This is a genomic window from Rhodococcus sp. 14-2483-1-1, from assembly GCF_002259335.1.
GTDB lineage: Bacteria > Actinomycetota > Actinomycetes > Mycobacteriales > Mycobacteriaceae > Rhodococcoides.
Genome location: NZ_NPFX01000006.1, coordinates 208,644 through 221,843 on the forward strand (window position 1 = coordinate 208,644; position 13,200 = coordinate 221,843).

A 13,200-nucleotide genomic window follows, 5' to 3' on the forward strand; every position below is an offset into this window, starting at 1 on the left:
GCCATGACCAACGACACCGCCACTGCCTCGTCGAACCGTCGGAGCACTGGACTCCTGGTTCCGACCGACCCTCGGTATCGGCGTGCGATGGTGGCTCTGTTCAGTGCCGGCGTGAGCGTGTTCCTGCTGCTGTACGTGACCCAGGGTCTGTTGCCCCAGTTGGCATCCGGACTTCACGTGACTCCGGTGATTGCCAGTCTCACTATCTCGGCCACCACCGCAGGCGTTGCCATCGGACTCATCCCCATGAGCAGCCTGTCCGAAATCGTCGGTCGCGTACCGGTGATGACGGCGTCGATCTTCACCGCCGCTGCCATCGGAGTGTTACTTCCACTGTCTCCCAACGCATGGTGGCTGATCTCGTTGCGTGCCGTTCAGGGATTGGCATTGGCCGGCCTGCCCGCCACCGCGATGGCATACCTGGCCGATCGAGTGGACCCGCGGTACACCACCGCAGCGATCGGGATCTACCTGTCCGGCAACAGCATCGGCGGACTCGGCTCGAGGTTCCTTGCGGGGATGGTCTCGGAATACGCGGGCTGGCGGATCGCTCTGGGCGTTCTCGGATTCACCTCCATGGCGTGTGCCGTCGTTTTTCGGCTACTCATACCCGGCGAGGGCGCTCGACCGGAACAGCGCCTGACTCCCCGAGCACTGGTGAGAACGCTCGGCCTTCACTTGCGAAACCCCCTGCTGTTGCGCTTGTATCTCCTCGGCGCACTGTTCATGGTGGTGTTCGGCGCGGTGTACACGGTTCTGGGATTCCGTTTGGAGGCAGATCCTTTCGGTCTCACCGAGGGTGCAGTCGGAGCGTTCTTCCTCATTTACCTGGTCGGAACAGTCATCAGCCCGCGCGTGGGCCGCGTCGCCGGAAAGATCGGCGTGAACCGGACGCTTCTCGCCGGTGCAGTTCTGGCAGCAGTGGGAACCGTGGTGACGCGTGCCGATTCACTGGTGTCCATCGCGATCGGCCTGTCGATCGTCACCGCCGGATTTTTCACCGGCCACGTCGTGGCATCGGCGAGCGCAAGCTCCTCGGTGTCCACCGCACGAGCGCAGGCGTCGGCTCTCTATCTCACCGTCTACTACGTGGCCAACAGTGTGGGTGCCACCGTCGCCACCGCCACGTTCCATTCCCACGGATGGAACGGCGTCACCGTTCTGTGCCTGTGCTGCATGGCGCTCGCCGCAATCGTCGCACTGACGCTCCCCCGGAAAGTTCGACCGACCGAGAACGAGGACTTGTCATGAAGCATGTGGATGTGATCGTCATCGGCTGCGGTGCGGCCGGATTGGCCAGTGCCGTCAGCATTCTGGAGCACTCACCGGGCGCACAACTGTTGGTCCTCGAGCGCGCGTCGGTACGCCATCGCGGTGGCAACACGGCATGGACATCGTCGTTCTTTCGTACGACCGCAGAGGGTGACCCGTCGATCGATTTCGTCGAGCGAATGCACTCGTTGAGCGAGGGACGGACCCCGAGCGAGCACATCGACGCCCTCGCTCTGGGATGCCGACAGACCATCGAATGGTTGAGCGGCACACACGACATCCGATTCGTCACCGACAACACGTACTTCCTCACATCCAAGGGTCCGCGGCTCATGCCGCAGGGCGGTGGAGCATCGATCGTCGAGAAGCTGGTGCAGTCGGCCGAACGACTCGGAGCCCAATTTCGCTACGAATCGAAGGTGATCGGACTGGCTCGACTCGACGAAGGCTGGGAGGTGACGATCGACGGACCCGACGGTGCATACGACGTGCGGGCCGCCCATGTAGTGGTTGCAGCGGGCGGCTTCGAGGGGTCACCCGACCTGCGGAAACGCTACCTCGGCCCCACGGCCGAGGCCATGCGGACCATCGCCCCGGGCGGCAACTACAACGACGGCGCGTGCATCGAACTCGCCGTGCACAACGGCGCAGCCCGCGGGGGCCAATACGACCGTTTCCACGGTGAGCCGACCGATGCGCGGTCCACTCGGCCCGAAGCGTTGGTGATGGCGTACCCCTACGGCATCGTCGTCGACTCTCACGGTCGGCGGTTCCTCGACGAAGGGTCCGACTCACCCGACAACACCTTCGAGGAGCTGGCCTACCGGATCTGGCGCGATGCACACCAAAGTGCTTACCTCATAGCCGATTCTCGGCTGCTCGACATCGTCGGTATCGACCGGGCGATCCTCACCGACCGCCCGCCGTACACCGCGTCGACAGTTGCCGGACTGGCCGAGCGTATCGACGTCCCGGTCGACGAGCTCGAATGGACGATCACTCGGTTCAACGATGCCTGCACCACAGGTGAATTCGACCCACACTCCTGCGATGGCCTCAGCACACAGGGGCTGCTTCCGCCCAAATCGAACTGGGCCCGGCCACTGACCGAGGCACCGTTTCTCGCCTGGCCGTTGGCGTGCGTCATCACCTTCACCTTCGGTGGACTGGCGACGGATGCGTCGGGACGAGTTCTGGACACCGCAGGCAGTGCTGTCCCCGGCCTCTATGCAGTAGGCGAATCTGCTGGGATCTACTACAACACCTACCCAGGAGCCACCTCGGTACTCCGCGCCCTGAACGGGGGGCGCCTACTGGGCTCCACCATCGCGACCGCCGCCATCATCCCCACAGAAGACGCTGCCCCACAACCGCTCTCATCGGACCGAGATCGAATGTCTTCGCATCCGGCATGAGGTAGGGCACGAGAATGCGCATCGCGTATTCGCGGTGTTCGAGCAGAACCTCGAGATGAGTGTCCGACGCCCCCTCGACGGTCGCGTCGGACACGATGGCGTACGAGCGAAGATCGTCGGACGTCGCCCGTAGCCGACCGACGAGTTGCTGATGAACCGACATGGTCGACGACGCATCCGCCTGCCCCTCCGAAGGAAAAACCCTCTGACCGAGCGAGAGGTGATTGACGACAGCCACCGGTTCGAGTCCCCACCTCTCGCTGATTCGTTCGGCGGCGATCTCGACACACACGTCGAGTAGATCGTCGAAATCTTCTTGGCACTCGGCGCTCGTCACTTCTCGCCACTTCGTCATCATCTAAAACCCCCATCGTCGGCCGGCTGCCCCACTACTTCGACGATGCCCGAGCGCAAACGGTTCCCAAAAGTCGTACATTCGTGCCAGTTTTGCTGCCTTCCAGCAGACGCACGTGCCGATGAGCTCGACCCGACCTCGACTAGACTCCCGATGCAGGAAGGGGAGAAAGCAGGTCGTTGCGTCGTGGAGGATCACTGGTACCGGCGCATGTTCGCCTCCAGCCCCGTGGCGCAGGCTCTCTCCGACGCCGACGGATTGTTCGTCGACGTCAATGCCGCCTACTGCGATCTCGTCGGCTTGTCCTACTCGGAACTGTTGGGGCGATCCGCGACGGTGCACACTCACCCGGACGACCTCGCACTCCACGACAGCGTCGAGGATCTGATGGCCGCCGGGACCGCCGCGGACAAATCCGTGAAGGTCGAGGTGAGGTTCGTTCGACCGAACGACGAGATTCGCTGGGTTCTCCTGACTCTGGTTCCTTTCACCGGTCCGTCCGATGCCGAGTGGACTCTCGCTGCCGCTCTCGATATCACCGACCGAAAGGAAGTCGAGGACGGCATCCTGCGCGCGTCCCGAACAGATCAGCTGACCGGTGCACTCAACCGTCGCGGCTGGTCGGACTACGCGGTGTCCGTCGTCGACGGCGATTCGGTCGACACCGTCGTTGCGGTTCTCGATCTGGACCATTTCAAACAGTTCAACGACAACTTCGGCCACGCAGCCGGCGACGCGTTGCTACGCGACTTCGCGTCGACAGCCCGTGAGTGCATCGGCGTCGATGGACTCATAGCACGTTGGGGCGGAGAGGAATTCGTGATCACTCTGCGCAACTGCGATCGTCGGGGCGCTCTTCGATCACTCGAGGCTCTTGCAGCCGCCACCACGCCGTCGGGTGTGACGTTCTCGGCCGGATACACGCTCCAGCGACCGAACGAAGGTCTTCGCCACACACTCGACAGAGCCGACGCATTGATGTTTCAGGCGAAGCGCGCCGGCCGCAATCGAATGGTCACCGACGCACCTCACTGAGACGGTGCGAGCGCTTCGTGGAACTTGCTGATCCAGCAAATTCACTTGCCATAAACCCGTGTGAGCTGACACTCTGGCATCTGTACGCCACCAGGAGAGGACGATCGATGACTCACGCATTCGACAAGGACTACTGGGAGCACCATTGGGATGACAGAACATCCCATACCGTCGCAGCGAATCCGTACCTCGTGGAGGAAACAGCAGGGTCGACACCCGGCACCGCGCTCGACGCAGGCTGCGGCGCGGGAGCGGAGGCGATCTGGCTGGCCGGGCAGGGTTGGCGGGTCACGGGTGCCGACATCTCCGCCGCCGCTCTCGCCACCGCCGCGCAGCAGGCCGAGGGGGCGGGCGTCGACGTCACCTGGATCGAAGCCGATCTGACCACCTGGAGTCCTGACGAGCGATGGGACTTGGTGATGACCCACTACGCGCATCCGTCGATTCCGCAATTGGACTTCTATCGACACATCGCGCAGTGGGTGGCACCGGGCGGTTCGTTGCTCATCGTCGGGCACCTGCACGACGGCGGGCATCACCATTCACACGGGGACGACGAGCAGCCGCCGCACGAGGCCACCGTCACCGCGAAAGACATCACTGCTCTGTTCGACGCCTCCTGGCGCATCGACACGGCGGCCGAACGTTCCAGGACCGTCGTCGGTACCGGTGTGCACTCGAAAACGTTGCGCGACGCGGTGGTTCGAGTCACCCGTCCGATCTGATCCGGTGCCGCAATGGCGTCTGTCCCCCACGAGCCAAGGGTCATTCAGCCCTCATTCGAGTCTCCCCGAATGAGGCTGTGTACGTGCATGTCATGCCACCCGTCCGCGTGACGTGCTGACCTACGACGAGTCCCTTCCAACTGGAACCCGGCCCTTCCCGCGACGCGGCACGAAACAGCATTGTCGACCGAGTGCTCGAGCTCGATCCGATTGAACGTCATTTCGCTGAAAGCCCATCGCGCCACAGCAATCACTGAGTTCGAGCACACTCCGTGCCCACGCGCCGATGCAGTCATCCAGTACACCAGCTCGGCTGTTCCGTCGTACAAATCGATACTCTTCAACCCGATTCGCCCGAGTAGAAGATTCGAATACGAATCGACCACAGCCCAATGGGCTCCGGATTCCTTGTGCCACTCGGACTGCCACCGTTCGATCCACTCCGCTGCTTCCTCGACGGAATCTGCACGCCGGACGTGCCATCGTTGAATGAGTGGGTCCTGGAACGCGTCCACCACCGCTGCAGCATCGCCCCCATCCCACGGGCGCAGCGAGACCGACCGCGACACCTCGATGACGGGTTGAGCAGAACCGACAAATGATCCCTGGGGAATAGCGGGTTCGACCAGAATGGGCACGAGTCTCATTTTTGCAGAACCGAACTGGCGATGCGCGGTGCCCCTGCGTGCCGCTTCGCGGGATGCCCCGCGTCGAACGCCGTGGGGTATCGGCCTTCCTACCCGTTCGCCTCGTACGTCCACTCCAGCTGACCGCCTACGATGCTCGGGCGCCACACCTCCGCGAATGGGCCGCCGGTATCCAGGGCATCGGCTAGGTCGGCGAGCATGGCGCTGAGGGAAATCCACTGCGGCCCACGATCGTCGGCACCCACTTTCTCGAACTCGCTGACACAGCCCCACAAGGGCCCAGGTCTGGAATCGACAAAAAGAAAGTAGCCGTCGACCCCGGCAAACGGAATGAACTCAGGTAACCAGGTACCTGCAGGATCCCCCGCGTTGCTTCCGCCCTTTTCTGCCTCATCGCCGAACTGGCTCCAGACCTCGAGCTCCACTTCGCGCTCATCGATTACCTGCTCGAGGTCGAACAGATGATGCGACGGAAACAATGGAAACCATGAGTCGGCAGGTATGCCGTTGACGTGGCGGAAGAGCTCGCGTAGTTCGGTGGGCCACGTGACTCCGGAGCGCGCCTCTGCCTCGGTAATGGCCTCCGGCTCAGCGCCCGCAGCCGGCTGATGGGTTTGATGCACATTCAGCCACTGAGCGACACGGGCCCACTGCTGACCGACGTCGGCCGCCGGTGTCGAAAACTTTGTTGTACCTGGCTCACGTGCAGGTGGAGGAGGAGCTGACTCCGTCCACTCAGCAGCTTTTCTCTCACGCTCGGCCGTTCGTTGCTGTTCGTACTCGATGGCTGCCTGTACTCGTTCAGCCATCTGTTCGTCGGTGAGTGAGGTTTCGCCGAAGTTCACCATGTTGCCCGGCTGATCGTCTACGACTACGTTGCCGAATTTGCTTCCCAGCTCCTGCGCGAGCTCGCGCCCGTTGCCGACAATCGACCTGATCGCTGCCTCACGGTCAGGGGCTTCCCCACTGCGCAACCGACTCCGCTTGGTTTCCGGGTTGAACACCGATACGTGCCATTCCATTACCTTGCTCCTCACTTTCGGGCTGTCACCAACCGTACTGACGTACAGCGTTCGAGATCGGCCGCAGGCTGTAGGCCGATACGCTGGTTCGATGGCGAGAATGACGTCGCTCGACAGGTGGGTGCATCACCATCTCACGGGTGAGCAGAGACGGGCGAAGCCACCCGGTCCAATACTGCTGACCTTCGTGACAGCTGCCGCTGCGGTATGGGTCTGCGTCAAACGAAATTGGTGGCCGTCTCCGTTCGGCGCACACACCTGGGCCGACCCACTACTTGCCCATCTAGTCGTCCTTGTGGTTTTGGCCGTCACTGGCCTGGTGTGGGCAATCCGAACCCTCTACGTGCTCGGCCGCGACCGACGTTGGTCCTGGTGGATACTTCCTGCGCCCGTCATCGTCTCTGCAGCTTTCGCGTTCGTGGTGTGGGGGCCAAGTACGACCTTCCTCGACAAGCGCAGCGAGTTCGAGGCCATTGCCGTCGACATCCGGGAGAATCCCGGCTCGTCACGCGATGAGTTCGAGATCGGTCCTTTCGACATCAATCGTGCACGAGGCGGTCCGTCGGGAGAGGTCTATTTCGTCGACAATTCGACCATCTTTTTCAGCTTCACAAGCGGATGGGTGTACTCACCTGAGCATGAACCGGACGGCCTGGGCGACGTAGATTTCTCCTCGACTCACCTCGACGGTCCTTGGTACCGATACGAATCGGTGTACCGAGACTGATCCGCTGAATTCCGCAGTAGTGAGGGTACGAAGGGAATCGTCGGAAGAATGCCGGCTGTGCATCGTCGACACCGCTAACGCAAGATCTCGCGCGCGTTCAGCCGGCCCACTACGTACATATTTCCCGCAGCCCCCGCGATGCAAGGGACGACGACAAGCAGCGCCGTGACCGGAATGAGCTGCGGAAGCCAGCTGTTCGGATCGCGCAGCTCGGGTGCCGTAGCTTCCTCGACGACCAGGAAAAAAGCGTTGCTGCGCAACGGATCAAGGTGAGGGTGGAGACCGTCAAAGCCCGCCCGACGGCCGCATCTGCACCATCGGATCGGCCGCAGGTTCTGGAACCGTCACGACCAGGTCCCAGCGTGGAACGCGTCCATCATGTCCTGCTCGATCGCGTCTCGTTGTCCGCGATCGTCCTTCCACGAATCGAACAGCCGCTCCATGGTTCCGATCATCGCAATACCGGGCACATCCGGCTGGTTCAACGGCCCAGGAATTGGCCACCCGCATATCGAGTTCGCTGCGAGAACAGGATGAATCAAGCCCTCCACGGCCCGCGAGCTGATCACGCGGGTGAAAACGTTGATGGCCGCCTGCCATCGGTCTGTCGAAGGTGAGCCCAAGGGCAACAACATGTCCCAGCGAGCCTGCTCCCGGGACTCGCGCGTGACGGTCCGTCCGACGGCAATCATGTGCCGACCGACCCTGTCATCCATGTCTTTCGCCCAGACCGCGGGCTCGCGCTCGATAGCCGAACCGAACACCTGCAATTCCGCAAGTCCTGAGCCTGGCCCTGCCTCGCCGAGAGGATACGCACTGAGGTGGACGAGAAGGTTATCCCGTAAATCCCGAACTACCGACCTGTGCGGTGGATTGACTTGCAGCCGTTGAGCTTCCGCGATGGTCACGTACCCCGCAAGGATGTAATGACCGATATCATCGCGCTCTCGTGGCATCATGGGACACCTGCAGAGGGCTTGTCGTGTGCTGGCATTCGTAAACACTCCCGGATACTCCGTCCGGGGACGAAGAGGTTCAGACTACACGTCGAACAGGGTGAGGTAGTGTCTCAGTCATGACACTGCAGAAAGGCGCATGAGCGCCCCGTCGTCCGAGCGCAGACTCTTGCGCCCACGATATATTCGATTTGCTGCCGACCGACTGTGGGTGATCGACGAAACCCAGCCTGTTGCAGCACTTCTCGAAACGATTTCCGGACAGGTCGATCGGATCGTGTCCTGGCCCGAGATACTCTCATCGTCACCTGCGCTGACGATTGCCTCCCACGAAGACCGTGTCTGGCTTCAGTACCGCGGAACCGATGTTCTGGCCTGCGTGACCGTGGACGGGGTACATCACGCCGAGTACCTCGAGGGCACACATCTGCTGACCGCGGGATCGTCCGGAGCATGGTGTTTTCGACCCACACGCACGCGTGACGACGTCGCTCGCACCGCGGAGGAGCCTCCGCTCCCCCGCCCGCGACCGCGACCACCTCTGCTCCTGGCATACCCGGGCGGAGGCACCTCTACGATCGACGTCGACGGGGTTGTCGTCGCAGCCGACTTCGACGAACAGTCGGTCCGTCTGGGCGTCGAGCACACCCCATGGTCGCGCACCTATCGCGATACCCCGACTCCGGCAGGATATGTTCTCCAACAATCCAAGTCGTGGATTCATCTACCGCTGGATGCGAGTAACAGTCGCATAGAACTCGACGACTACGCTCGATCCCGAGCCGACGGCGCATGGCACACCAGCGAGTACGCAGACACCACGTACAACGAACTGCACCGCCGCAAGCGCGCGTTCGGCGATGGCGTCCGATGGCACTGGGGCGTGACAGACAGACACGGCGGTGCTCTCCTCGTGAACGCATTCCGTGGCGGTTCGTCGGTGCCGGTACGTGAGATCGAACTGCCCGGGGTCCGGGCCTACGAGGGCACCGCACACGGTGACCAGCTCTGGCTTCTTGTGAGGTCTGCAGACGAATTCAATTCGGAGCGCCACCTTGTTCGGCTGTCGACAGACACAGCAGAGTCCGAACTCCGAACAGCGATAGACGATCTGGACATCACGGGCTACTGCCGTCCCGTCGCTCCCGAGCCTCCTGATCATGCGTCGTACGTCAGGTACTGCGTTCGTCGACTCCATGGGCGACAGCTCTCGAAGAGAATGCACGACGTGCGGGCCGAATTCGTCGGGGACTGGCCACATGGCCGATTGCACATCAGTTTCACCCACGATGACTACGAGGGGCTCACCTTGGTAACTCGACTCAACCTGTACGACGAACAGGGTCAACGTCTCGACGATATAGCCTCCTATGTCCCTACGGAATTGATGGAGCAGGCAGACACCCGCGCCTACCCGGATCGGTCGCGCGCCGTCGGAGGGGTGTTGTACGTATGACGCATTGGGTCGAAGTGCTGCTCGAGATCGTCGACGGTCCGCAGCGGCCGGTCATGGGTATCGCCCGCGCAATTCACGCCGACAACGGTCCGAGAAGCGTCTACGACGGGCACTACGGCATCGTTCCGTCGTATGTGGGTTTCGGGCTCGGCGCGATCCGCCTGTTCCGTTTCGGTCGAATGACACGTATGGAGTCCCTCGACGGGAAACCGCTGTTCATCGCCGACGGCCAGACATGTTGGGTGTTCGAGGCAGGTCACGAAGATCCGATCGAAACGAACGAGCTCAACACACGGATACCCGACCCGGGCCGGGATCTGATCGTGTCCCGCCCGGTCGAACACTGGGCGCGGCCGGGCCTCACCAGACCTACGCGTCCTATCGAAGAAGTCGAATTCCTCGGACGTCGATGCTGGAACGTGGAACTGCAGACCGGCAGCAAGGGCCAGCCGATGGTGCTGACGATCGACATCGAGACCGGGGCCGTGTTGAAGCAGAAGTCAGAGGAGGGCAGTGCGGCGTACGTCGACTGCGATGTGTCGGACGAATTGCCGGACTCGACGTTCATATGGTCCGGCCCGGTCAGAATGCCTCGTAACGTGTTCGCCGAGGATCGGGCGCGAGAGGTGGAACGATCGAGAAACAACATGCGATGGTTCCACGACAACGTCAGCGCACAGCGGATACAGGCGGATGTCCTGGTCGACTTCACCCCGACCGAGGTGCGGCGGGATCCAGACCATCCAGACGGCTTCGAAGCCCACTTCGAGAAGGGTGCCGGCAGATTGTGGCGACGTGCGCGATCGAGCGAAGACTGGTTGCTCCCCGTGAACTGGACCGCTCACTACCCGACGCCGATCCGGGCATGGTCGACCGACGAGTTCGACTGGGCATGCGCACTAGGCCTGGGACCGGGCAGTTTGACCGACACGACACTGGCGCAACTCCAACACGTGCTTCACCCAGGCCAAGATGTGGTCGGTACTCCTCCACTGAATCCGCAGCTCTATGAGAAAAGCGACTCGCCCTAACGGCAGCGTCACCACAAATGTGCTGCATACTGTTGCAGCACTTCAGATTTCGTTGAACTCTCCAGGTAAAGGCGTAGGCGGGTGTTCCTGCGGATTTCCCAGACGCGTTTCTTGTCTACCATTTCGGGATCTTCGCTTGCCGCGATGAACAGGCCCGGCTCCTGGTCTCTGCCGAATGCGGAGTTTCGATCCTGTCGTGACGGCGGTCAGGGGACGTCGTCTACGGTAAGTCCAATCCACCTCTCGTACTGATCCGCCGGGGCCAATTTCGGATAGAACGCATGCCGTAGGTCCGCGATGAGGCCCCCGTAATCAGAGCCTTGGGTTTTCAGCAAGGTCCACAGGACGTTGAACAAGGCTGGCAGTGGATCGGTCCAGCTGGCGTCGGTCAACGCGTTGACAGCGGCCAACGCGGCAGTGGGCGCTGTGTCACCGCTCTCGGATGTGGTCCACAGTTGGATTCGTTCGTCAGCGTTGAAGGCATCGATGACGGCCGTGCTGTGTCGGTCGGTGAACGGGGGTGGCAACGGGGTTCCGTTGTCCAATGCGTCGAGCCCGTCCCGTATCCATTCGATATCGGCAACACCGGCAATCGTGTAGGCACGTCGCGCTGCCCAAGCTGCGATCTTTCGTAGCTTCGGTGCGCGAGTGCGGGCCAACGCGTCGACGAGCATTCTGTCGTGAGCGGCGAATTGCTTGGCGTAGGCAGTGTGTCGGAGTTTGTCGGTCGGAGGTCTGCCACCCCAGTCGATTGCTTCTTGTTTGGCCCAGATAGCCATCTGCTCGTAGCCGTATTTGAGGTACAGGGTTGCGTCCCCGGCCGGGTCGGGGTCCCACCAGTTACGTGTCCTGTGGGTGACGATGTCGTCGTCCCATGCTTTGTCGCGCTTGTGTATTCGACGCATCGGAGCGGGACGAGTGGTCTTCCAGATCTGTACGAGGTACTCCTCGGTCGGCTCGCTGACAGTCAGATCCCAGCGTGCATCGCGCCCTCTCGCGCTTACTCGAAACGTATTCCAACCCTTGCGGATCGGCATGTCGGAGAAGTCGGACGCGGCCTCGCCGTCCAGGCTGAGGACTCGGAACGATGCGGTGACCTTGATCGTGGCTTCTTCGATCACTTCCCATTCCGAGGGTGTGCTCGGTTCTCCGGGGTGTGCATCGAGCGTCTCGATGCTCACGGCTACCGGTCCGTACGCGACGCCGGTCATGATGGTGACGAAGTTGGGACCAACTTCGATGACGCTGCCGGTCGTTGAGGGTTCGTAGGTTTCAGCGCTCGGAGATCCCACGACGAATTGATGGTGATCGACCGACACGGTCCCGGTGCTCGACAAGAAATTCACTCCTGACCAGATGTACGTCGAACTTGCTGAAGGTATTCGAAGCCGCCGAACCGGGCATCGAAGGAGGTAGGCACAGAACAACCTAGCGAAAAGACACACGAGGGACTAGTGAGGACGGGCGGGCGGCCGCCCTGTTCGACGCCTCCGCCTGGCGCGTCGACACCGAAGCCGAACGCTCGAGGACGGTCGGCGGACAAGACGGTCACTCGAAGACGTTGCGCGACGCGGTGGTTCGAGTCACCCGTCGGATCTGATCCGGCGTCGTTGCGGCCCGGGTGTACGGTCCGATGATGCAAGGCAAATCAGATGTCGACTTGTCCGGATTTATCCCCACCGACTTCGAGTCGTACCAGTGGTGACGTCGCAGGACGACGCCGAAAGCCGGGTCGCTGACGCCGTTCTGGCGATCACCGGCGGAAGCCTGTCGTCGATGACGGAGATCCTGCGGGACCTGGGGGACGAGTTGGCCAACACGAAACCGGATCTGCCGGGTGCCAACAGTCCGTATGCCATTGTGTTCCACTGCGTCGCCGTGATCGAGTACTGGGCGGGCTCGGTGATCGCCGGCCTGAAAATCCCGCGGGACCGCGCCGCCGAGTTCACTGCCACAGGCCGGGTCGACGATGTGATCACGCGGCTCGATGATGTTCGGGCGCGTCTACCCGAGTGGGTGGATGTCGCACTACGCGAAGGGATTCGCGATCGGACCGTCATGGGCACCACGCGCCCTGAGCTCGCAACCGCCACCCCGGAGTGGGTGTTGACCCACCTGGTGCGCGAGCTGGCCCAGCACCTCGGCCAGCTCGAGCTCACACGCGACGTCCTTCGTCAGGCATGAGCTACGTCAACGATCGATGGTGACGTTCGGCCACGGTGGCCGCCTCAACACCGCCGCACATCCCAGTGTCGCTGCAATGAGGCCGGTGAGTGCACCGATCAGATGGATGCGGCCAATATCGACAGCCGGAGTCCACGTGGCCGTACCGTCCGCGATGGTGAACAACCCCACGGCGGTCTCTGCTCCCCGAGTCGATCGACGCGATACCGGCAGAATGGTCGTGCGGTCGTCCACTCTGACGGTCTCGCCGTACTGCACGGCCGACGGGCTGAACACGTCGGGCAAGCGTGAGGTCATCAGAACTCCCGGAGTCGACGGACGGACATCGCGGCCAGACTACTCGTGAACAAACTCTTCCGGACGTTCCCGAATGTC

General features: G+C 62.2%; 15 protein-coding genes. 8 read left to right on the forward strand and 7 right to left on the reverse strand.

The genetic code is table 11. From position 1 onward, the window contains the following. Positions 1 to 3: 3 nt before the first annotated feature. Together CH294_RS06130 and CH294_RS06135 are read left to right on the forward strand one after the other, a co-directional pair. Positions 4 to 1,251 carry an MFS transporter gene (locus CH294_RS06130; RefSeq protein WP_170944604.1) on the forward strand — a complete coding sequence of 416 codons (1,248 nt, stop codon included), beginning with the start codon at positions 4 to 6 and terminating at the stop codon, positions 1,249 to 1,251. After that, positions 1,248 to 2,687, forward strand: a complete 1,440-nt coding sequence (locus CH294_RS06135; RefSeq protein ID WP_170944605.1) for an FAD-binding protein — start codon at positions 1,248 to 1,250, stop codon at positions 2,685 to 2,687. Before CH294_RS06130 ends, CH294_RS06135 begins: the two co-directional genes overlap by 4 nt. Here the strand turns inward: CH294_RS06135 and CH294_RS06140 are convergent. Further along, positions 2,614 to 3,045, reverse strand: coding sequence for a hypothetical protein (locus CH294_RS06140; protein ID WP_094737316.1), 432 nt, complete (start codon positions 3,043 to 3,045; stop codon positions 2,614 to 2,616). The two genes, CH294_RS06135 and CH294_RS06140, sit on opposite strands and share 74 nt — an antisense overlap. Before the next feature lie 150 nt (positions 3,046 to 3,195). On the opposite strand from CH294_RS06140, the gene CH294_RS06145 reads away from it, so the two are divergent. Together CH294_RS06145 and CH294_RS06150 are read left to right on the forward strand one after the other, a co-directional pair. Next, positions 3,196 to 4,077: a sensor domain-containing diguanylate cyclase gene (locus CH294_RS06145; RefSeq protein ID WP_283164492.1), complete on the forward strand. Its 882-nt coding sequence runs from the start codon at positions 3,196 to 3,198 to the stop codon at positions 4,075 to 4,077. Between the two features lie 107 nt (positions 4,078 to 4,184). Next, a complete protein-coding gene (locus CH294_RS06150) occupies positions 4,185 to 4,802 on the forward strand; it encodes a class I SAM-dependent methyltransferase (protein ID WP_094737318.1) in 618 nt (205 codons plus the stop codon). Between the two features lie 44 nt (positions 4,803 to 4,846). Here the strand turns inward: CH294_RS06150 and CH294_RS06155 are convergent, their stop codons facing one another. Further along, the gene (locus CH294_RS06155; protein WP_249305090.1) at positions 4,847 to 5,440 is read right to left on the reverse strand and encodes a GNAT family N-acetyltransferase; all 594 of its coding nucleotides are present in this window, start codon (positions 5,438 to 5,440) and stop codon (positions 4,847 to 4,849) included. Positions 5,441 to 5,538: 98 nt separating this feature from the next. Continuing rightward, positions 5,539 to 6,297: an SMI1/KNR4 family protein gene (locus CH294_RS06160; protein ID WP_249305091.1), complete on the reverse strand. Its 759-nt coding sequence runs from the start codon at positions 6,295 to 6,297 to the stop codon at positions 5,539 to 5,541. A gap of 265 nt (positions 6,298 to 6,562) precedes the next feature. Between CH294_RS06160 and CH294_RS06165 the strand changes: the two genes are divergently transcribed. Continuing rightward, the gene (locus CH294_RS06165; RefSeq protein ID WP_094737321.1) at positions 6,563 to 7,198 is read left to right on the forward strand and encodes a DUF1109 domain-containing protein; all 636 of its coding nucleotides are present in this window, start codon (positions 6,563 to 6,565) and stop codon (positions 7,196 to 7,198) included. A 74-nt stretch (positions 7,199 to 7,272) separates the two neighbouring features. Here the strand turns inward: CH294_RS06165 and CH294_RS06170 are convergent, their stop codons facing one another. Further along, a complete protein-coding gene (locus CH294_RS06170) occupies positions 7,273 to 7,458 on the reverse strand; it encodes a hypothetical protein (protein WP_094737322.1) in 186 nt (61 codons plus the stop codon). Between the two features lie 84 nt (positions 7,459 to 7,542). Then, positions 7,543 to 7,914 carry a hypothetical protein gene (locus tag CH294_RS27205; protein ID WP_141216457.1) on the reverse strand — a complete coding sequence of 124 codons (372 nt, stop codon included), beginning with the start codon at positions 7,912 to 7,914 and terminating at the stop codon, positions 7,543 to 7,545. Between the two features lie 451 nt (positions 7,915 to 8,365). On the opposite strand from CH294_RS27205, the gene CH294_RS06180 reads away from it, so the two are divergent. Together CH294_RS06180 and CH294_RS06185 are read left to right on the forward strand one after the other, a co-directional pair. Further along, positions 8,366 to 9,610: a hypothetical protein gene (locus tag CH294_RS06180; protein ID WP_094737324.1), complete on the forward strand. Its 1,245-nt coding sequence runs from the start codon at positions 8,366 to 8,368 to the stop codon at positions 9,608 to 9,610. Then, positions 9,607 to 10,641 (forward strand): hypothetical protein, encoded by a 1,035-nt coding sequence (locus CH294_RS06185; RefSeq protein ID WP_094737325.1) that lies wholly within the window; start codon positions 9,607 to 9,609, stop codon positions 10,639 to 10,641. The genes CH294_RS06180 and CH294_RS06185 overlap by 4 nt, the downstream gene beginning before the upstream one ends. 206 nt (positions 10,642 to 10,847) lie before the next feature. Here the strand turns inward: CH294_RS06185 and CH294_RS06190 are convergent, their stop codons facing one another. Next, complete coding sequence (locus CH294_RS06190) at positions 10,848 to 11,978, reverse strand: transposase (protein WP_094737379.1); 1,131 nt, start codon at positions 11,976 to 11,978, stop codon at positions 10,848 to 10,850. A gap of 361 nt (positions 11,979 to 12,339) precedes the next feature. Between CH294_RS06190 and CH294_RS06195 the strand changes: the two genes are divergently transcribed. Continuing rightward, positions 12,340 to 12,825 carry a DinB family protein gene (locus tag CH294_RS06195; protein WP_249305093.1) on the forward strand — a complete coding sequence of 162 codons (486 nt, stop codon included), beginning with the start codon at positions 12,340 to 12,342 and terminating at the stop codon, positions 12,823 to 12,825. Between the two features lie 6 nt (positions 12,826 to 12,831). Here CH294_RS06195 and CH294_RS06200 read toward each other — a convergent pair whose 3' ends face one another. Next, entirely contained in the window at positions 12,832 to 13,122 is a 291-nt protein-coding gene (locus CH294_RS06200) for a hypothetical protein (protein WP_094737326.1), read from the reverse strand. Positions 13,123 to 13,200: the final 78 nt, after the last annotated feature.